Annotated in this window: 17 protein-coding genes; 7 read left to right on the plus strand and 10 right to left on the minus strand. The window is 65.5% G+C overall.

Going from position 1 to position 20229, the window contains the following annotated elements:
- Positions 1 to 28 precede the first annotated feature (28 nt).
- The 3 genes from pyrE to CPH63_RS05365 are packed head-to-tail and all read left to right on the plus strand — an operon-like array spanning position 29 to position 1777.
- The gene (pyrE, locus tag CPH63_RS05355; RefSeq protein WP_096304965.1) at positions 29 to 556 is read left to right on the plus strand and encodes an orotate phosphoribosyltransferase; all 528 of its coding nucleotides are present in this window, start codon (positions 29 to 31) and stop codon (positions 554 to 556) included.
- Positions 553 to 1182, plus strand: a complete 630-nt coding sequence (locus CPH63_RS05360; protein ID WP_096301896.1) for an RNA methyltransferase — start codon at positions 553 to 555, stop codon at positions 1180 to 1182. Before pyrE ends, CPH63_RS05360 begins: the two co-directional genes overlap by 4 nt.
- 19 nt (positions 1183 to 1201) lie before the next feature.
- The gene (locus CPH63_RS05365; RefSeq protein WP_096301897.1) at positions 1202 to 1777 is read left to right on the plus strand and encodes a dienelactone hydrolase family protein; all 576 of its coding nucleotides are present in this window, start codon (positions 1202 to 1204) and stop codon (positions 1775 to 1777) included.
- Positions 1778 to 1788: 11 nt separating this feature from the next.
- Here CPH63_RS05365 and CPH63_RS05370 read toward each other — a convergent pair whose 3' ends face one another.
- The 3 genes from CPH63_RS05370 to CPH63_RS05380 all read right to left on the minus strand — a co-directional run bounded on the left by CPH63_RS05370 (position 1789) and on the right by CPH63_RS05380 (position 5548).
- On the minus strand, positions 1789 to 3015 hold the full coding sequence (locus tag CPH63_RS05370) for an ATP-binding protein (protein WP_096301898.1): 1227 nt from the start codon (positions 3013 to 3015) through the stop codon (positions 1789 to 1791).
- A gap of 97 nt (positions 3016 to 3112) precedes the next feature.
- Positions 3113 to 3958, minus strand: a complete 846-nt coding sequence (locus CPH63_RS05375; RefSeq protein WP_157749302.1) for a glycoside hydrolase family 16 protein — start codon at positions 3956 to 3958, stop codon at positions 3113 to 3115.
- A 219-nt stretch (positions 3959 to 4177) separates the two neighbouring features.
- Positions 4178 to 5548, minus strand: coding sequence for a flippase (locus tag CPH63_RS05380; RefSeq protein ID WP_096301900.1), 1371 nt, complete (start codon positions 5546 to 5548; stop codon positions 4178 to 4180).
- 695 nt (positions 5549 to 6243) lie between these two features.
- Here CPH63_RS05380 and CPH63_RS05385 point away from each other — a divergent pair.
- Genes CPH63_RS05385 through CPH63_RS05395 form a run of 3 tightly spaced genes read left to right on the plus strand, consistent with a single transcriptional unit; the run spans position 6244 to position 9304 of the window.
- A complete protein-coding gene (locus CPH63_RS05385; RefSeq protein ID WP_096301901.1) occupies positions 6244 to 7296 on the plus strand; it encodes a nitroreductase family protein in 1053 nt (350 codons plus the stop codon).
- Complete coding sequence (locus CPH63_RS05390) at positions 7293 to 8414, plus strand: polysaccharide pyruvyl transferase family protein (RefSeq protein WP_096301902.1); 1122 nt, start codon at positions 7293 to 7295, stop codon at positions 8412 to 8414. The genes CPH63_RS05385 and CPH63_RS05390 overlap by 4 nt, the downstream gene beginning before the upstream one ends.
- On the plus strand, positions 8414 to 9304 hold the full coding sequence (locus CPH63_RS05395; RefSeq protein ID WP_096301903.1) for a glycosyltransferase family 2 protein: 891 nt from the start codon (positions 8414 to 8416) through the stop codon (positions 9302 to 9304). The genes CPH63_RS05390 and CPH63_RS05395 overlap by 1 nt, the downstream gene beginning before the upstream one ends.
- 86 nt (positions 9305 to 9390) lie before the next feature.
- Here the strand turns inward: CPH63_RS05395 and CPH63_RS05400 are convergent, their stop codons facing one another.
- The 3 genes from CPH63_RS05400 to CPH63_RS05410 all read right to left on the minus strand — a co-directional run bounded on the left by CPH63_RS05400 (position 9391) and on the right by CPH63_RS05410 (position 12711).
- Positions 9391 to 10362: a glycoside hydrolase family 16 protein gene (locus CPH63_RS05400; protein WP_096301904.1), complete on the minus strand. Its 972-nt coding sequence runs from the start codon at positions 10360 to 10362 to the stop codon at positions 9391 to 9393.
- Positions 10363 to 10551: 189 nt separating this feature from the next.
- Complete coding sequence (locus tag CPH63_RS05405; RefSeq protein ID WP_157749303.1) at positions 10552 to 11514, minus strand: glycoside hydrolase family 16 protein; 963 nt, start codon at positions 11512 to 11514, stop codon at positions 10552 to 10554.
- A 9-nt stretch (positions 11515 to 11523) separates the two neighbouring features.
- Complete coding sequence (locus CPH63_RS05410; protein ID WP_096301906.1) at positions 11524 to 12711, minus strand: glycosyltransferase; 1188 nt, start codon at positions 12709 to 12711, stop codon at positions 11524 to 11526.
- 273 nt (positions 12712 to 12984) lie between these two features.
- Here CPH63_RS05410 and CPH63_RS23115 point away from each other — a divergent pair, with 273 nt between their 5' ends.
- Positions 12985 to 13608, plus strand: a complete 624-nt coding sequence (locus tag CPH63_RS23115; protein WP_157749304.1) for an acyltransferase — start codon at positions 12985 to 12987, stop codon at positions 13606 to 13608.
- On the opposite strand, the gene CPH63_RS05420 is transcribed toward CPH63_RS23115, so the two are convergent.
- The 4 genes from CPH63_RS05420 to CPH63_RS05435 are packed head-to-tail and all read right to left on the minus strand — an operon-like array spanning position 13605 to position 20164.
- A complete protein-coding gene (locus CPH63_RS05420) occupies positions 13605 to 14852 on the minus strand; it encodes a hypothetical protein (RefSeq protein ID WP_096301908.1) in 1248 nt (415 codons plus the stop codon). The two genes, CPH63_RS23115 and CPH63_RS05420, sit on opposite strands and share 4 nt — an antisense overlap.
- A 58-nt stretch (positions 14853 to 14910) precedes the next feature.
- On the minus strand, positions 14911 to 17967 hold the full coding sequence (locus CPH63_RS05425; RefSeq protein ID WP_096301909.1) for an acyltransferase family protein: 3057 nt from the start codon (positions 17965 to 17967) through the stop codon (positions 14911 to 14913).
- Positions 17964 to 19709 carry a hypothetical protein gene (locus CPH63_RS05430; protein ID WP_096301910.1) on the minus strand — a complete coding sequence of 582 codons (1746 nt, stop codon included), beginning with the start codon at positions 19707 to 19709 and terminating at the stop codon, positions 17964 to 17966. The genes CPH63_RS05425 and CPH63_RS05430 overlap by 4 nt, the downstream gene beginning before the upstream one ends.
- Positions 19709 to 20164 (minus strand): hypothetical protein, encoded by a 456-nt coding sequence (locus CPH63_RS05435; RefSeq protein WP_157749305.1) that lies wholly within the window; start codon positions 20162 to 20164, stop codon positions 19709 to 19711. Before CPH63_RS05435 ends, CPH63_RS05430 begins: the two co-directional genes overlap by 1 nt.
- Positions 20165 to 20229 lie beyond the last annotated feature (65 nt).

Genomic DNA, 20229 nt, shown 5'->3' on the forward strand with positions numbered 1-20229 from the left:
GCAGCGCCGCGAGAGGGAGATCGAGTCTGTGAGTGACCGCGACGAGTTGTTGGCGCTGATCAAGGAGTTGGCCGTGGTCCACGGACGGGTCACTCTCTCCTCCGGGCTGGAGGCCGACTACTACATCGACCTGCGCCGGATCACCCTGCACGCCAAGGCGGCGCCGCTGGTCGGACGCGTGATGCGCGAGCTCACGTCTGACTGGAGCTACGACGTCGTCGGCGGCCTGACCCTGGGCGCCGACCCGGTGGCGACCGCGATCATGCACGCCAGCAACGGCACCGTCGACGCCTGCGTGGTGCGCAAGGCGGAGAAGAAGCACGGCATGCAGCGACGGGTGGAGGGGCCCGAGGTGGCCGGCCGCCGCGTCCTGGTGGTTGAGGACGTCTCGACGACCGGCGGCAGCCCGCTGACCGCCGTCGAGGCGCTGCGCGAGGCCGAGGCGGCCGTCGTCGGAGTCGCGCTGATCGTGGACCGGGGCGCCAGCGGCGCCATCGCCGAAGCCGGGCTGGAGTGCCGCGCGGCCTACTCGCTCGCCGATCTTGGACTGGCTTGACCGAGCCCGAGCGCAACGCCACACCGGATCTCGAGGTCGGAGTCGGGGCGCACCCGTGGCCGTGGCCCGAGGACGAGCGTCTGGACCCGGAGCTGCTGGCCGGCGGTGATCGCCGCAACGTCGTCGACGCCTACCGGTACTGGAGGTTGGAGGCGATAGTCGCCGACCTCGACACCCGGCGGCACAGCTTTGCCGTCGCCATCGAGAACTGGCAGCACGACCTGAACATCGGCACCGTCGTACGTACCGCCAACGCGTTCCTCGCATCCGAGGTGATCATCGTCGGGCGCAAGCGCTGGAACCGCCGGGGGGCGATGGTGACCGATCGGTATCAACACATCCGCCACGTCGCCTCGGCTGAGGAACTACGCGACTACGCCGCCGGGAAGTACAGCATCGTGGCCGTGGACAACGTGCCCGGGGCGACCCCGATCGAGACCACGGTGCTGCCCCGAGAATCCCTTTTGTTTTTCGGCCAGGAGGGCCCAGGCCTGACCGGCGATGCGAAGCTGGTGGCCGACCGGATCTGCTCTATCGCCCAGTTCGGATCGACCCGCTCCATCAATGCCGGAGTGGCGGCCGGGATCGCCATGCACACCTGGATCCGTCAGCACGCGGTCGGGTAATTGCGTTAAAGTGGCTGGTGTGACCGACGTGGTTCTGTATCACCACATTCAGGGACTCACCGACGGTGTCCTCGACTTCGCCGACCAGCTGCGCGATGCCGGGCACACGGTGGTTACCCCTGATTTATATGACGGTGCCACCTTCGACGTCTTCGACGATGGCGTAGCGCACGCCCAGCACCTGGGCTTCGACACCATCCGCGAACGGGGCGTTGCGGCCGCGGCCGCGCTGCCTGAGGCGGTGGTCTACGCCGGGTTCTCCATGGGCGCAATGCCGGCCCAGCAGTTGGCCCAGACGCGCCGCGGCGCGAAGGGGGCGCTGCTGTTCCACTCCTGTATCCCGACCGAGGAGTTCGGCGCCGGTTGGCCGGCCGGTGTACCGGTGCAGATCCACGGCATGGACGCGGACCCGATCTTCATGGACGAGGGCGACGTCGATGCCGCGCGCAGCCTCATCGCCTCGACCAAGGAGGCCGAACTCTTCCTCTACCCGGGCGAGCAGCATCTCTTCGCCGACAGCAGCCTCGCCAGCTACGACGAAGGGGCGGCCGAGCTGCTCCTGCAGCGAACCCTGGATTTCCTGGATTCGGTTTAAGTCCGGCCGGGCTACTCCTGCGTGCGTAGGTAGCGTCCGAAATGCGGCACCGTGAAGGCGATCCGGCCGCGTTGCGCCGAGTAGACCAGCCCCTTCTTCAGCAGCGCGTCGCGCGCCGGCGACAGCGACTGCGCCGGCCGCCCCAGGAGTTCGGCCACCACAGACGTCGAGACGCTGTCGGAGTCGTTCGGGCCGGAGGCTGAGTCGGCGGCGTCGGCCATCGCGCGCAGGTACTCCCGCTCGGCCGGGGTGGCCCGTTCGTAACGGGAGCCGAAGAATCCCACGGCGAGTTCAGCGTCGGCGCTGGGCACCGCGACCGCTACGTCGGCCTCGGTGATCGGCGAGCGGGGCGCGACGTCCCAGACCGCCTTTCCGTAGGCCTGCACGAAGTAGGGGTAGCCGCCGGTTGCCTGATACATCGCCTCGAGCGCCTCGTCGGTGAAGTCACCGTCCTCCTCCTTCGCCGGGTTGCGGAGGGCGGCGTCGGCGTCGGCTCGGGTCAGGCGATCGATGCGGGTGTAGCGGAAGAGGCGTTCGGAGTAGGACTTGTTGGCCGACAGCACCGCCGGCAGGTGGGGTAGTCCGGCCCCGACGACGATCAGCGGCAGTCCCTGTTGGGACACCTCGTGGCAGGCCGCGCAGAGGGCGGAGACATCGTCGGCCTCCAGATCCTGCATCTCGTCGATGAAGATCGCGATGCCGTGTCCGGTGTCTCCGGCCAGGTTGGCTACGTCGGTGAGGAGTTCGACAAGGTCGATCTCGATGTCACCGGAGTCGGCTCGCCCGGCGACGGCGGGTACATCGATGCCCGGCTGCCACCGGGGCGCGGCCTTGCCACCCCGACCGGCCGCCTTAGCCGTGCGGCCTTCGCGGACCTCGCGCTGGGCGAAGCCCTTGAGGACGCCGAGCGTGTGCCGGGTCCCGTCCGGGTCGGCTCCGGCCAGTTCCCGGATCGCCAGGTGCAGCGCAGCGGCCAGCGGTTGACGCATCGGCTGATCCGGCCGGGCCTCGAACTTGGCGGTGCCCCACCCCCGCCGGACGGCAGCGCTGCGCAGCGCGTTGAGCAGCACCGTCTTGCCGACGCCGCGCAGCCCGGTGAGCACGACCGACCGCTCCGGACGCCCGCGGGTGATCCGCTCCAGCACCACATCGAAGAGATCGAGCTCGGCGTCACGACCGGCGAGCTCCGGCGGTCGCTGGCCGGCGCCGGGCGCGTACGGGTTGCGAATCGGGTCCACGATCGCACTTTATCGACGTATCTAGGTCAGACAGAATATTGAGCAAGATTCGGCAATCGTGTCGGCCTGCCGGTTGGTGCCCTAACGAGTTGGCGCCCTACCAGTTCGAGTAGTACCGGACGTAGTCGACCAGCATCGTGGAGGTGGCCGGCGTGGTCGAGTTCGGCGGTCCGGGCCAGTCGCCACCCACGGCCAGGTTGAGCTGGACCACGTGCGGCTTGTCGAACTCCCACTGGTCGGTCGCCGGCAGGCTGGCCTTGGTGATCCGGCCGTAGCGATGCCCGTCGAGGTACCAGTTGATACCGAGCGGGCTCCAGTTGATCCCGTAGGTGTGCCACTCACCTCCTACACCGTCGGCCGGCGAGGTCTTCTTCCCAACGCCGTAGGCGTTGCCGGTGGTGGTCGGGCCGTGCAGGGTGCCGAAGACGGTAGGCATCTTGTTCAGCGCCTCCATGATGTCGATCTCCCCGCTACGCGGCCACCCCTTGGTCAGGATGTCGGTGCCGACGGTCCAGAAGGCCGGCCAGAGGCCCTGACCCTCCGGAAGCTTGATACGCGCGACGACGGCGCCGTACTTGATCGGCTCCAGGCTGGTGATTCGTCCGGACGTGTAGTTGCGGGTGATTCCGTCGGTGCCGGTGTAAGTCTCTCGCCGCGCCGTGATGGCAAGTTGGCCTTTGCCGTTGAGGCTGATGTTGCTGGGGCGGTCGGTGTAGGTCTCGACCTCGTTGTTTCCCCAGCCAGAACCGCCGGTCTGGATCATCCAGAGCTTTGGATCGGGCTGGGATCCGGCCGGCCCGTTGAACTCCTCGCTGTGGTCGAACTTCCACGGCGCTGCGTCCACCCCGCCGGCGGTGGCGCTGATGAAGATTAGCGGCGCAATGGCCAGTGGCAGGAAGAGCCACCTGCGCTTGAATGTCTTTTTGGGCGAAAGGAATTTCATCGGATGTAACTTCCGGATTGTGGTCGGACTCGTCGCCATTCGGCGGTCACGATGACTGTAGTGGCCAGGCTACATGCTGTGAGAGTCCGCGACGAAGGTCACAAGAATTTGGGCGGAGAAGTCGCGGCAGGTGAAATTCAGATCAAGTCGGAGTTGTCATCAGGGGAGACTCCGTGCAATGTGAAATTCAGATCAAGTCTGGCGTCACGCCCGCCGTGGTCACGCCCTATGTTTTGCCGGCGCCGTGGGGACGCCGATCCGGAAGTAGGCCAGCACCAGACGCACCGGCCAGAAGATCGCCAGCGTCATCTTGATGCCTTCGCCCCGCGACTGACGGCCAACGAAACAAGCCAGATAGTTCGCCATGGCGTAGGAGAAGACGGTGGCTACCGCGGCGCCCTCGATGCCGTAGTGCGGAATGAGGATGAAGTTGAGGGCCACATTCACGACCCCGCCGAGAACGTGGCGAATGAGCGAGGACCAGAGAAATCCCTCGACGATGATCCACTTTGAATAGACCGTGCCCATGAATACGAATGGGCAGGCCCAGATATGGATCAGCAGCACGCTGGACGCCGCCGCGAATTCGTGACCGAAAACAATCGGGATCAACGGCGGTCCGATAAGGCTGATGACGACCGCCACGCCCACGCCACACCAGAATGATGTGTCGTAGGAGCGCTGCAGCATATTGTGATACGCCTTGCTCGTCCCGCCCGATTTCTTGCGGACCTCGAGGAGAACCGGCAGTGTCGAATTCATAATCACGACGGGCAGGAAGTAGGCGAGCTCGCTGACGCGCGAAGCGACCGAGTAGACGCCGACGGCGACGGATCCCATCAAAGCCTGGATGATTACCACGTCGGCCCGAAGGTTGACCTGATTCGCCACTCCGGAGAGGGCCAGCAACCAGGACTGGCGAAAGAGTTCGATGAGCGTCTTCACGTGCGGTCGGTGGAGACCGGCGCTATTCGGGTCGCGGAAGTATCTGCGCAGGATCAGCAGGCTCATGACGAGCGCTTCGACGATATTCAATATGACGAATACCCAGAGGTTGTTCCACCACGCGACCGCCATCACCCGGACCACCAGCATGGCCGCCGACGCACCGATGCGAATCACCGCGGTGGCCCGGCTCTCCAGCCTGGCTAGGAACCATAGCTCGGGGGCGTCCAGGGCGCGGGCGAAGAGCATGGTCAGCGACACCAGCGTCACCGCGATCGTCAGCCGATCGCCGCTGGTGAAGCTGATCGCGCCAAGGAAGATGAACGCAACGGCAGCGAAGACTTCGCGGATGAGCAGGATGGCCGACATGGTGGCCGCCGTCCGCTGCTTGTCGTTGACGAACGCCTTCACCGCCAGCCCGCTCAGTCCGGCGGTCATGATGGCGACGCCGATCATGCTCAGCGACACGGCGTAGGAGTAGATGCCGTACTCCCGAACCGGCAGCACCAGCACGAGGAGGAAGCTGACCGCGGAGGTGGCGGCGAGGGACGCGGTCTGCTGAACGGCGTTCCATAGCGAGTTGGTTCTGATCCTGGACGCAGCGCTGGGTTGAGGCCGTTGGCGCGTCGCCGTCAACTGACTCACTTACCCATCGATTCCTTACGCTGAGGGCTGTCGCCAGCCGCCTTCCGTACCGCCGCCTACAGTCCGAGGCATCTTGAGTATGACGCCTCGGCCACTCTTCGGCAGCGCGCGTTTGAGTCGCACCAATGATGCTGCCCGCCCAATCGTGGCGCTGCACGAATGGGTCAGTGCGATTCGTCACTTACCGGCTTTGGCTCATAGCCACGTTTGTCCGACCGTTCACATATTCTTCGATACAGAGGTGCATGTATTTCTAATTGAGATGTGAGTTCACACGCATCGATGTTGGCGCTGCGCCTGCGGCGTAGATCACTATTTCGCCTCGCCGACTGGGTGGAGCCGCGATTAATCGGCATTCCGGCATGAGGTCTGCGTTGGGTATGGTGCGCCCTCTCAGCGCGATTCTCGTTACCGGTAGATAACGGCGTTGTATCCGATGTTCACGCGGTGCTCAGCCGTCGGCCATCCGATCGCGCACGGCGCTGGCCGACCGGTTTCGGAGGGTAGACTCTGCGCTGAATCCGCAAATTACCAGGCGCGCCAAGGGTGTCGCGGCGGTTGACGGGGTTGGGCCGCGAAGGCCAGAGACGGTTGAGTTCAACCGATTTTGGTCGAGAGGCTTTACCGGCGATCGGCGCACAGAACTGGCAACTCGACTGGCACGTCGGAAGGGCTAATCGGAACATGCAGGAATCATGTCTAAGTTAGCGACCCCGCGGCGAGCGCTGCTCGCCGTCTCGGAGCGGTTCAAAATGCGACTGCACCGCTGGTCGACTTCAGGTGGACCGGTTCGGCGCGGGCTCTACTACAGCTTCGGCAGCCGGGCCTTCGCCCGTGAGACTTCGGCCGTCACCGCCGGCATTCGTACCTACAACGACCGGGTCGACGACGGTTTCGAGCTCTACCAGCTGCGTCGTCATATCCACATGCTGGAGAAGGGCCTCACGATGCAGCCCCGACGCGATTCGTTCGCGCTGGACTACATCGAGTCGACGGTCTCGACCTTCCGCAACTTCCCGTACGTCCCGGGCGGAGCCGGCGCGGAGGAGCACGACTGGGCGGCATCCGTTCTGGACGCCTACTTCGAGGCCACCGCCACCGCCCAGGCCCCAGAGATTGCTCGGGCCCGCGAGAACTACCTCTCCAGCCGCGTCGGCCGCGAGGTCGTCGAGCAAGGCCCCCATGAGATGGGTGACGCCATCTCGCCGCTGGCCTACGACCAGCTGGCGCAGCTGGCCCATGCCCGCCGTTCGGTGCGCTGGTACCTGCCCAAGGAGGTCGACTCCGGGATCATCGACCGGGCCGTCGAGGTTGCCCTGGAGTCTCCGACCGCGTGCAACCGGCAGCCCTATGTCTTCTACATCCTCAATGACAAAGAGACGGTGGCGAAGGCCGTCGACATTCCGATGGGCACCCGTGGCTACGGCCACCAGATCCCAGCGCTCGCCGTCATCGTCGGAGATCTCTCCGCGTTCTTCGATGAGCGCGACCGGCATCTGATCTACGTCGACGGCTGCCTGGCCGCGATGAGCTTCGTTCTGGGGCTGGAGGCGCAGGGCGTCAGCACCTGCTGCGTCAACTGGCCCGATATTCCCGAGAAGGAACAGGCAATGGCAAAGCTGCTGGGTCTCGAACCGTTCCAGCGAGTGGTGATGCTCGTCGCGTTCGGGTACGCCGACCCGCAGGGGATGGTCCCCCGTTCGATCAAGGGCCCCCTGGGCGACGCCCGTAAGTACGTCACGCTGTGACCGTCGACATTCGCGGCACCAATGAGAAGAACAAGGGCGCGCTCCTCATGGTCGAGGCCGTCTGCGAACGGCTCGGTCCGCACGCCGAGCTGAGCGCGAATCCGTTCGCCGCCTCGTGGGAGACCCGGGCTCGGCTCGGCCTGCGGCAGACGCTGCATGACTTCAACGCGATCCGGGCGGCGAACGTCGTCGGGGATCTCGTCCCCGGTCGGCTGAAGGAGCGCTATGGGCTGGTCGCGGACAACGACCTCACCGGCATCGTGGACGCATCCGGATTTGCCTATAGCGACTCCTTCGCCCTCGGGCGGCATCGTCGCGAGGCCGTCTACGGGCGGCGCTGGGCCAAGCGCGGCGTGCCGAAGATCCTGCTGCCGCAGGCCTTCGGCCCGTTCAACGACCCGGAGAAGCGCAAGTGGTGTGCCGAAGTCGTCAACCAGGCGACGGTGACCTTCGCTCGTGACGAGAAGAGCCTGGAATACGTGCGAGCCCTCGCCCCGGGGGCCCGCGTCGAGCTCAGTCCCGACTTCACCATCGGCCTCTCGCCGCAGTCCGGCCCGAACGTGCTAAATGGGGCGGTCGCGCTGGTACCCAACCAGAAGATGGTCTCCGAGGGGATCCTCGAGCGGCAGGCCTACCTCGACACGATGGTCGAGCTGGCCCAGGCCGCCCGGGCGCACGGCCTCACCGAGTTGGTGGTTGTGCTGCACGAGGATGACGACGTGAAGCTCGGTACCGACCTCGCCCGTCTGCTCGACTGCCCGCTGCGCCTGCCTGAGCCGCCGCGTGCCCTCAAGCACACCCTGGGGACCGCCTCGCTGGTGATCTCCTCGCGTTTCCATGCGATCGTCGGCGCGTTGTCGCAGCGGGTGCCGACCGTCGCAGTTGGCTGGTCACACAAGTACGCCGAACTGCTGCGTGACTTCGACGTGCCCAACTGGCTCTGGACACCGGGAAGCGCCGCCGGTGACGTGCTCGATGCGGTGCTCAGTGACGGTGAGGCGCTCAACCGTCTCGAGGTTGCGCACAAGACGTTGACCGACCGCAACGACCAGATGTGGGAGACCGTCATCTCCGCGCTCGGGCTGCCGCCCCGTAAGGAATCCACAGGAGTGATCTGATGGCCGGCCCGTCGGTGCTCGTAGCGGTCTGTACCTACCAGCGGGCGCAGCAGTTGGAGGATCTGCTCGACAGCCTGATCCCGGCGATCGCCGGGCACCAGGCCCGGGTGCTGGTGATCGACAACGATTCGAAGCCCAGCTCCGAGGATCTGGTGGCCGCGCACGCGATTCGGGCCGACTACGTCCATGAGCCGAATCCGGGAATTGCCCAGGCTCGCAATGCGGCGATGAGCCGGATGAATGAGGCGGAGTTCATTGCCTTTCTCGATGACGACGAGACGGTCAGCCCGGACTGGTTGGCCCGTCTGCTCGATTGTGTCGAGCAGTTCGGCACCGATGTGGCCACCGGCCCGGTGATCTCGCTCTTCCCGGACGGCGCCCCCTCCTGGATCGTCGACGGCGGTTTCATCCAGCGCTCCCGGATGCCCAGCGGAACCCGGCTTGAACTCGCCGCAACGAACAATGTGCTGATGAACGTGGCGACCCTGAATCGGACTGGAGTCACCCGTTTCGACGTCGACTTCTCCCGCTCCGGGGGCAGTGACAGCGAGTTCTTCTGGCGGCTGCGGCGTAAGGGCGGCACGATCGGCTGGGCCGATGACGCGGTGGTCAGCGAGGAGGTACCGCTGGAACGTCTCACATTTCGTTGGGTGTTCAAGCGAGGCGTCCGCGGCGGGAACGTCTTCGGCCGGCTGATGCGCCGTGAACACGGGCGAATCTACGTCTTCCTGCACGGTGCGGCGCTCGCCGGTTTCGGGGCGCTGCGGGTCTTGCTCGCTGTCGTCACCGGAAAGGGGCGGCGGAGCAAGGACTTTCAGTGGCTCACGCATGGGCTCGGGGTGGCGCAGGCCGCGCTCGGCTCGGTCGTCTACGAATACGACCGAGGCTGAGCCGCCGCCCGCCGAGCACAGCAGTGGCCCAGGCGGACACCTCGATGAGACGTCACACCTGAGCCACTGGTTCGATAGCGCTACCGCTAGCCGAGGTTGATCTTCGTGTAGCCGATGGCCGGGGTGACCCCGCTCGTGGTGCTGGAGTAGACCCGGACGTAGTCGACCAGCATGGTGGAGACGGCCGGCGTCGTGGCGTCCGGTGAACCGGGCCAGTTACCCCCGACCGCGAGGTTCAGCTGCATCAGGTGCGGCTTGTCGAACTCCCAGACCGCGCCGGCCGGCATTGTTGCCTTGGTGATCGAACCGTAGCTCTTGCCGTCGATGAACCAGGTGATGGCGGTCGAGGTCCAGTCGATGCCGTAGGTGTGCCAGGCACCGGCCAGGCCGCCGGCCGGCGACGTCTTCGGTCCGACGCCGTAGACGCTCTGGTGGACGCTATCGGGGCCGTGCAGGGTTCCGAAGACGGTCGGCATCTTGTTCAGCGCCTCCATGATGTCGATCTCGCCGCTGTACGGGTAGCCCTTCGGGTAGATGTCGGAGCCGAGGGTCCAGAAGGCCGGCCAGAGACCCTGACCCTGCGGAACGAACATCCGCGCCTCGATGTAGCCGTATTTCACGGAGACATTGCTGAGCAGGCGAGCTGAGGTGTAGTTGCGGGTGATGCCGTCCTTGCCGGTGTAGGTCTCCTTGCGGGCGGTGATGGCCACGTCGCCCTTCCCGTCGAGGCTGACGTTGCTGGCCCGGTTGGTGTAGGTCTCGAGCTCGTTGTTGCCCCAGCCGCCACCGCCCTGGATGGCCTGCCAGATGTAGGAGCTGGGTGCGGTTCCGGCTGTGCCGGAGAACTCATCACTGACCACGAGCTTGCGCCCGGCGACGTTCGATGAGATCGACGGGACGGGGGTCGGGGTGGGGGTCGCGGTCGCTGTCGTGGTGACCGTCGCAGCACTGGCGGCATTGGACGCCAGCGGGACGAGGGCGAGGAGGGAGATCGGGATTGCGGCCAGAAGTAAAGTCTTGCGGGCGCGCGTCGATGGGTACTTCGAAGAGATGGACATGAGCTGGACTCTCGGGGTTAGGGGGCTGGAGTTCCGCGCTCCCCCGAAGAGCGGCTCCTTAAACGGTAAGCGATTTTTCGCGACCGTGCACGCTGAGTTCGTACCCTTGAACTACCTGTGAGGCTTAGCTAACCCCTTACCAGCAAAGGGCAAACGTGTCATCTCGGCGTGAATTGCGGTCGTCGCCGGTTAGGGCCGGAAGGAGATCCAGTCGACCAGCATCGATGCCTCGTCCGGTGTCTTCGCAGTGGGTGAGCCGGGTAGATCGCCGCCGACCGCTACGTTCAGCAGAAAGCACATAGGCTTCTCGAATACCCATCTTTCATTGGGTTTTAGCTGCGCCGGGACGACGTGTGCGACGGCGACCCCGTCGATCCGGAAGGTGATTTGATCCTTCCGCCGCTCTACGGAGTAGACGTGAAAGGTGTCGGCGTACGACCTCGCCGACGGTTGCTGGTGACTGATCTGCCAAGCTCGGCCGGCCGAAGTCGGGCCATGGACGGTGCTGCCGACCGACATCGCCGCATTGACCGTCTCCATGATGTCGATCTCACCGGACTTGGGCCAGCCGACCTCGGTGATGTCCCGACCGACCAACCAGAAGGCGGGCCAGATACCGGGGCCACTGGGCACCTTGATGCGCGCCGAGAGGATGCCGTAGGTGAATGCGAACGAGTCGTAGCTGTGTAGCCGAGCCGAGGTCCAGTCGCGTTCGGTGCCGTCGGTACCGGTGTAGGTCTCCCGGCGCGCGGTGATGGCGAGATTCCCCTGCCCGTCCAGGGCCGCGTTCTCGGCCCGCGACGTGTAGGTCTGGAGCTCATGGTTACCCCAGCCGGTGCCGCCGAGCTGGTAGCTGAAGAGGCTGGGGTCAGGGAGGGTGCCGGCGGCGCCGCTGAACTTCTCCGTCCACGCCCGGGTGGCCGTCCACTGTGGCGTCGGCGTCGGCGTTGCCGTCGGTGTTGAAGGGCCGCCAGGCGTGCCGTAGGAGGTGGAACTGGTGCCGGTCGCCCGAGAAGTGGGCCCCGGAGCGCCGGACGGCGATTCGGGCACTCCGGGATCGCAGGCGCCGGCCAGGACAGCCGCGAGCAGCGTGCCGCAGATCGTGACGATCGCCCGTCCCGCCCGGCTTGGCCGGCGCTGGGGTCGGGTCACCCTATTCACTCAGCGGGGCTGGGTAGCCGCTGGCAGCTCGTCGAAGAGTTGGTCGAAGATCTTCGTCGTCTCGCCCCAGGAGCGAGGGTCCTGGAAGCGCTGCCCCTTAGCCGCCGGGGCCGCGAGGATCGCTTCCTTCAAGCTGGCCTCACTGCTCGGAGCGACCCAGATGACTCCGTCGTACCCCTCGGCCCCGTCACGCAGGCCGCCGACGTCGGAGAGGATCGTCGGCAGGCCGTAAGCCATCGCGACGTGCAGCGGGCCGCTGGCCGAGGAGCGGGTGTAGGGAAGCACCGCCACATCGGCCAGGGTGAAGAAGTCGGCGACCTCTTCGTCGCTGACGTACCGATTGACCACGGTGATCTTGTCCGCGTTGCGACCCTCCCGGGCCTCGATGATCGGCTGCGACCAGCCCTCCCAGGTCTCGCCCACGATCACCAGGCGCAGCTTGGCGGCCTCGGACGCCTCGAGGGAGTTGAAGGCCGAGACGAGGAACTCCAGTCCCTTGTACGGACGCACTGTGCCGAAGAAGAGCAGCACCGTGGCGTCATCGTCGGTTCCGACGACGTCGCTGCGGGTCGTCTGTGCCTCATGTGCGGAGTCGGCGTAGTGGTCGTAGGGTCCGTGTGGCGCGACGTAGATCGGGCGATCGCCGATCGGGAAGCGCTTGCTCACTGCAGCGAGGTCGTAGTCGGAATGCACGACGAACGAGCTGGCGAGCTGAATTAGCTTCGCGCCGACGAAGTTGAGATAGGCGGCGGCCCCGTTGAATCGGGCTTCGCCGGTGTCCTGAGTTTCGTGGAACTCGATGACGATCCGGGCCCCCATCCGGCGAGCGGCCAGAGCGAGCAGCAGCTGGGAGTGCAGTACCGCGCCGGTCCACCACTGGAAGACCACCACAGTTGGTCGTTCGCGACGCAGGAACCGCAGGGCGCCGATGACGGTGGTGCCCCAGAACCAATCAATGCCGTCATAGACCGGCATCTTCTCGGGATACTCGATCTTGTTGACCCGTTTGCCCACGCGGGTGCGCCCGGGATAGAGCACCTTCGGGATCAGCCGGCGCATCAGGATCGTCGAGACCTCGTGCTCTTCGGCCAATGCGGTGGCCAGGCGGCAGGTGTAGTAGCTGATTCCGCTGGTGAACGCCCAACCCGACCCGACGACACAGACGCGTTCGGGAGCTGGCGTGCTCATCGGAACTCCCTCGCAGTCATGCTGGGTACGCCCTAGTCGCGTCGGATCGCCCGCTGGCGTTGGTTGTCGGTATTCAGTGATGATAGTTGCCGACAGAAGCCCGCGCGCCGCGCACACTGGGAGACTCCTCACGCTGGCCCGGTCAGGAGTGGGCCGCGGCTACAGTCCGTCGCCGGAAATATTCGCCGACTACTATCGCGGCGCGGGTTGCAACCACTCGAGCGACCATTCAGAAGAGCACCCAGAAGAGCACCCGGAAGAGCGAGGTCAAGCGTGCCGCACAAGCTTTATGACACAGCCCGCGTGGCCAGCGAGACGGCCTTCGGCCTGCTTCGGGGTCGGGTCGTCGGGGCGTTGGGCGTGACGCTGGGCCGACGGCCGATCTTTCTGGGCAGCCGGCCCCGTCTGATCGGCAGCGGCCAGATCCGGGTTGGCGATTACCTGCTTGTCTCCGGCGCTACCTGGCGGGTCACCCTCTGCGCCGAGGAGGGGGCAGTGCTGCAGATCGGAGACTGCTGCTTCATCAATCAAGGGGTCACCCTCTCCGCCCGGGAGCGGATCACGATCGGCGACAACGTGATGTTCGGTGACGGTGCGACCGTCCTGGACACCGACTTCCACCAGGTCGACGCCAGCGCTGCGATCAAGACGAGGCCTATCGTCATCGGCGACAACGTCTGGATTTCCCGGGACGTTCTGATCAGCCCGGGCGTCACCGTGGGGGCCGGGAGCGTCATCGCCGCCGGCTCCGTGGTCACCAGGGACATCCCGCCGGGAGTGCTCGCCGCTGGTACGCCGGCCCGGGTGGTGCGCGAGCTCGAGCTTCCCGACGGGTGGGTGCGCCAGGACGTCACCCGCAACAAGCCGCTGCTCAACGCGCTGAGGCGATCCCGTTAGAGATCGGGGCGCTCGTCAGGCATCTGAACCGGCATCTGGATGAGGGCGTCGGCGATGCTCGCGGCCAATCCCTGATCGATGAAGCGGCGGTCATAGGTCACCGACCCGAACATCCGCCGCCCCATCTCGTGAACAACGATTCCCAGCCCGAGATCGCCGATCGGTTGCCCCAGCACCACGGCGTCGATCGGTATCGGAGTAAGCCACGGCAGGCGCCCGACGTAGGAGTAGCTGACGAGGGTGCGTTGCTGCGTATCTGGTTTCCAGCCGGCCCGCGGTGGGCGCCGGCGGCGGGTGCCGGCCGTCATAGCGGCGAGGGTGAGCAGCGGGCGACCCGAATGGGCGAATGCGGTTATCTTCTGGCTGATCTCGGTCGGGTCGCTGCAGTCCTCGATCGGAAGGTATGCACCGGCCGAGAAGTTGCCGGCCCCGAACTTCTTGGAGGGAAGGTAGCGACGGGCATCGGCTACGACGGCGATTCCCGAATGCACATCGAGTTTCGCGTCGCGGGCGGCTTGAATCGCCCGCGACGCGATGATGCCCGGCATCGACGCGTCGGAACAGTTGACTTTGCGCCACTGCTTCATCGCCGGGAGGAACTCCAGTGACGAGACCCGACTCTCGACCGCGATCTGCGGCTCCACATAGCTGCCGGGGCCGGCCGAGGTGAGCGGGATCGGCGGCCGCGGTACCTGTAAGACCTTGCGCAGACGCCTCGGATCACGGCCGTAGTTGTGCCAGAGGGCATCGAAGAGTGGATGCTCGCGACGCTCTGCGGCCGGCGGCAGCGTGCTCAGCTTCTCCGGCTGCAGCAGAAAGAGGAAGAGCGGCCAGACGCTGCCCGCGTCGCCCAGGGCGTGTGAGAAGTGCAGCGCGCACCAGTCCGTACCGATCGCGAGCCGGAACGGCAGCCGTCCGAGGGGGCGGCGCTGGGCGGCCACCGCCACCGCGCCCAGGTCACCGCCGTAGGGCTCGTCGAAGGTTTCGACCAGGGCGTCACAGAACGCCGGCAGGTCAGCCGGCTCGACCAATCCCATCGTGCCGGTCTCGATGTCGAAGAGCTTGAGGAAATGACCGGCCTTCCCAGCCCGAGCGGCGACGAGCAACTGCGCCCGAACCTCGGCCGGATCGGGTGGGATGACCCCGCCGATCGTCCAGACGACATCGTTCTCGCGCCAAGCCAGATCCCGTTTGGAGATACGGGATGCGCTGCGTGCCCTGAACTGGTCCGAACCGGTCGCCATTCGAGATCCTCTTCCGAGCTGGTGAAGTTAGCGGCTAGCCAGTTTAGTCAGATTCCGCCTACTTGGCGCCGGTGAGCTCGAGGCTACTGGCCAGCGCGGAGGTCACCGAGATGGCGAAGTTCGAGCTGATGTGGAACTTGTCAACGTAGGCGACGTGATCGGTGATCACGGTCGGGCAGTAGGTCGAGCACAGCCACGGTGTGGTGTCGACGAACTTCACCCCAGCCTCGCTGGATGCGTCCCGTTCACGGGCCAGATCGGATTGGCTGACCGCCTCCGACGCCGGCGGCGAACACTTCTGAATGTCGTTCGCGTTGGCCGGTAGGCAATCCGACGGATTGGTGTCGGGCACCGGGATATCGCCGAGCAGGGAGACGTTCGGTGTGATGACCTTCAATTCGTTGAGGGTCTTCACCAGCCCGGCCTTCACTGCCGAATCGGCGCCAGACGTAGTCTGCTTGCCGTCGACGGCGAGGGCAACCTGCTCCTCGTTGGCGACGACCACCGCGTCGGGGTGCAGCTTGGAGATGTAGTTCATCGCCGCCGTGTGCCATTGCTTGCAACCGGTGTTCGGCGCGTTCTTCTGGCTGCTCCAGATGAGCGTGTCGGCCGTGGTGCAGGCGGCCTCGGCGACCAGCACGACCTTCCAGCCGTACATGTAGCCGATCGAGTGGAATGCCGGCGTCCACATCCAGGCGTGCGAATCACCGAAGAGAACTACAGTCTTCTTCGCCGCCGGATTGCCCATCGTGCATTCGGGCACCTGGGAGAAGGTGGCGACGCCGATGTCGGTCAGGCAGTTGCCGGCGTACTGCGGTCCAGTGTTCTTCGCGGTGATCTCGTTCGCCGCCTGGGCCGGGAGCTTCTTCACCGCCAGCGCCTTGGTCACAGCCGCAACGGCCTGCGTAGCCGAACCCTCGAGGCCAAGCGCCGTGCCGAGTGCCGTGCCGAGGTAGGTCGAGTAGGAGGCGGAGAGGTGGGTTCCGTCGAAGGACGTCACGGTATTCGCGATGACCGCCGGGCAGATCTTGGTGGTGCACAGCCACGGGACGGCATCCACGTAGCTCACACCCACCTGCTGGGCGGTGGCCGCGTTGGCCGCCTCGTGCTGCAACAGGATTGAGTTGGCGGGCGAGTCGCCACATTTGCTGATGTCACGGCCGTGCTGGGATAGGCACTCCGCCGTGGGCTGAGCGTGGGCGGGGACGTCGGAGAGCACCGCGACGTTGTCCGCGCTCGACTTCAGCGTGGTGAGGCTCTTCTGCAGTCCGGCCTGCCACGAGGTGTCACCGGCGCCGTTCGGCTGGGCCTCGATGTGCTCGCCGACGACCACCAGGCTCGGGTGCAGCGCCTTGATCTGCCCGAGAGCCCACTGCCGCCACTGCGAGCACTGCGGATAGTTGTTCTTGGTGGTCGGATTCAACACCTCGATGTCGGCGACCGGGCAGGACTGCTTGGTGATCACGTACAGGTTGATCGGCGTCCGGGTAGCGATGTTCTCCAGGGCCGGCATCCACTGGGCGGCATGCGAGTCGCCGAAGAGGACGACGGTCGGGGACTGCGACGTGGCGAGATGCTTGCAGATCTTCGACGTCGTTGACTCGATGTTGGCGATACAACCTTCGGCGTAGGCCGGTCCCTTGTCGGACGGCACCAGCAGCAGCGGCACCGTCAGCGGCGATGGGATCTTCGTGTCGTTCGCTGCATCCTTGACGTCGGCCAGGACGGTGTTGGCGGTGGCGGTTCCGGTGTTCGTACCGACCTGCTTCGCGGCGGCGGCGGCCTGCGAGCGAGCCAGCGTGGTACGGCCGTTGTCCATGACGAGAAAGGCATTGGCAAAGGCGATGACGGTGGCGATGGCCAGCAGACCGCAGAAGATGCTGAGGTAGGCCGACTTCAACAGCGGCACCGAGCGCCGAACCGGGCCTTCGATTACGTGGAAGCTGACGAAAGCCAGCAGCAGCCCAGCGAGGGCCAGCAGCAGCTTCTCGAAGACGGTGAGGTTCGGGTAGCGCTCAGTGGCGATCGTGAGAATCGGCCAGTGCCAGAGGTACCACCCGTAGGAGAGCTTGCCGACCCACTGCAGTAGCGGGAAGGTGAGAATCCAGTTGGCTCCCCCTCGGGCGCGGTACTGCCCGCCGATGATCAGCAGGCCGGTGCCGATGACTGGCAATGCGGCCGCCTTGCCGGGGAACGGCGTGGCCGCGGTGAAGTGAACGGCGGCGTAACCGATCATCACGATGCCGATCCAGCCGGCCACGAACGGGATCCACTTGGCCATCCGGGTCGAGGCGAGCGCGACGCCGGAGACCGCAATGAGCGCCCCGATACCGAGCTCCCAGGCCCGGGTGAAGGGCGAGAAGTAGGCGACGGTGGCGTTGCTCGAGGTGGAACTCACGCACCACAGGAAGGAGACGACGCAGAGCCCCGCCGTGATCAGGGTGGTCGGCACCCGGTGCAGCTTCCCGCCGCGACCCAACTTCAGAATCATGAACAGCAGCAGGGGCCAGACGAAGTAGAACTGCTCCTCAACCGCGAGCGACCAGTAGTGCTGCAGCGGCGAGGGCGGAGCGGCGGCACTGAGGTAATTCGTGCCGGTCGCGGAGAAGCGGAAGTTGGCCATGAAGACGCTGGTCCAGATGGCGTCCTTGGCGATACTGGCGATGCGGGTGATCGGCAGGAAGAGGGCCGAAGCGGCCACCGTGGCGATCAGGACAACCGTCGCCGCCGGCAGGATGCGCCGGAATCGGCGGGCGTAGAAGTCGGAGATGGAGATGCGGCCGCCGGTCTCGAACTCACGCACGAGCAGGCTGGTGATGAGGAAGCCGGAGATGACGAAGAAGACGTCGACGCCGACGTAGCCACCGGGAATCGCGGTGACCCCGCAGTGGTAGAGCACGACCAGGGCGACGGCGACGGCGCGCATGCCCTCGACGTCGGGGCGGAAGGTCGGGTGAACCTTGGCCGCCCGGGCTCGCTTCTCCTGCGACCGGGTCATGGTCGCCGTCGTCTGAGAGCTCCCCCCGACGTCCTGTCCATCGACGTCCTGTCCCTCGGTCTCCGGGAGCGTTCCCGGTGAGGGGGTGTTGAAGGCTGATCCGCTGGGCGGCGTCACTTGGCGGCCGTCCCGGTCGGGAAGAAGTTGCTCTTGAAGACGATCACCGAATTCGTCCGGTAATAGGTGCTCCACTTCGGGTCGGCCGACATCTTCTTCTCCAGGTTGGGCAGCGCGTCGTAGGGAAGAATCCCGAAGTACCAGTCGTAGAACTGCATCTGCTTGGTGATGATGAAGTACGTCGGCACGTTGCCGCGGGCCGCGACCAGGGCATTCACCTTCGCGTAGTCGGCATCGGTGGCAAAGTGCGATCCGACCAGGTTGGTCGCGTAGATGGCCTGCTGGTCATAGACGTGATTCCAGCGGGCGTAGTCGACGTATTTGGCGCTGTTGCGCTCCGGCCACACCGGGGCGGCCGAGGTGAGCCAGGCCGGGATCGGGATGTCATTGAGCAGCGCGGTCGACTCCGCCACCTCTTCCTTCGTCATGCGATAGGCGAACCACGCTCCGAAGAGACCCTGGGCGGAGAAGATCGACCAGACGGTCAGCAGCGCGACCATCGGGACGAACCAGAAGCGTCGCTTGGCGGTGAGGAAACTCTCGACCAGCGGCGCGACAAGCAGTGCGCAGCCAGGGAGGGAGAAGAGGAAGACGCGGAAGATCGCCTCGCCGCCGTAGCCCTGGCCACCGAGAATTCCGAAGGCACTGAAGGCGAGCACGGAGGCCGCCATGAACGGCTTTCGCTGCACCATGCGAACGATCGCCGCGATCACCGCCGCGATCCAGAACGACGCACAGAGCACCCGCACCATGCCACTGGTCACCTGCTGACCCTTGATGCCGATTGTCGGCACGTTGGTCTGCGCGTTGGAGATCGGGTCGACGTTCAAGAGGTGGAACTGGGCCGCCGACTCCCAGTTATAGGTGAGGAAGCCGCCGGCGATCACGATGAAGACGATGAACAGCCACCACGGTTTCACCTGGCGGGTCAGGAAGAGCAGCCCGGCGACAGCGATCAGCCAGTAGGGCGTCAATTGATGGGTGACGGTGAGGGCCGAGAAGAGCACGATCATCAGCCAGAGGTAGCGCGGCTGCTTGCGGCTCAGACCGATCAGGGTGACGACGCCGAGGGCCATCAGGAAGGCCGTCCACTGCGGCGAGAAGTAGCCCTGCCCGATCCAGTCCAGGTTCTGCACCAGGAAGGCGACGATGATCGCCGTCATCTTCTTGCAGTCCCAGGCCCGGGCCATGGCGTAGAGGACGCCGACCTCGATGATGTACGCGACCGGGGTGTACCAGTGCGCGATGGTTGTCGCGTTCAGACCGGTGAGATCGGAGAACCATGCGGTAAACGCGAAGAGGCCGGGCCAGTGGTGATAGATATCGACGTCGCGGGCAACCGTTCCCGACTTCTCGATGTAGTCGACGACGGCAATGTGCTTATAAGTCCAGGAGTAATACGGCACTGCGGTCGCCAGCGAAATCGTTACTCGCAGAATCGCCACCGAACAGAATGTCGCGGCCCAGGCGACCGCCGTGCTGCCGGCGCGGACGGCCAGCGCGAAACCGATCGTCGTAAGAATGATCGATGCGACGAAGAATGGCGAGGCGACGGGGAGAAGGCCGTACTGGCTCTCCTTGACGTCGTGCATGCCGGGCATCGAGATGAGCCAGCAGATGAAGGCGGCCGCGACCACCACACCGGAGAGATTGATCCGGCGCAGCAAGGGAGTTCGGGAGCGGACCAGGCGAACCTCAGGTGGCGGCGACGCGTCGGCCGGGCGATCGGTGAGTGTCGTCATCAGACCGTTGCCTCGGGGGAGGCGGTCAGCTCAGGAGCGGCTTCGTCCTCGGGGATGGCTTCATGGCCGGCGGCGGCCCGAGCGTTGCGCGCGCTCTCACCGAAGTGCGAGAGCTCGTACATGAGAATGGAGGCCACGGTGCCGATCTGCAGGGCCAGCATCTGAATCTGTGGGTGCCAGAAACCCTCGAGGGTGGCCAGGTAGCTCACCAGGATGTTCACCGCGACACTCAGCAGCACGACCAAAGCGTTGGAGGCGTAGGTCGGCATGCCCTTGACCCAGACCAGAATCGCCGCACCCGGACCGGCCAGCACGAAGAATCCAGCCGCCGGCGCCTTGATGAAGGTGGGCAGCACCGGGATCAGCGACAGGAGCGCGACGAAGGAGCTAGCCAACGCGAGCTGGGAGAGTCCACAGAACGAATTCCGAAGACTTGTGTGTCGTGTCGTCGCCAAGGAGCTAACTTCCCTTGCAATAGTGAGGCTGTATTAGTCTCGGCCGGCGGAGAACGGCATCAATT

The organism is Jatrophihabitans sp. GAS493, assembly GCF_900230215.1.
In the GTDB taxonomy this organism is placed as follows: domain Bacteria; phylum Actinomycetota; class Actinomycetes; order Mycobacteriales; family Jatrophihabitantaceae; genus MT45.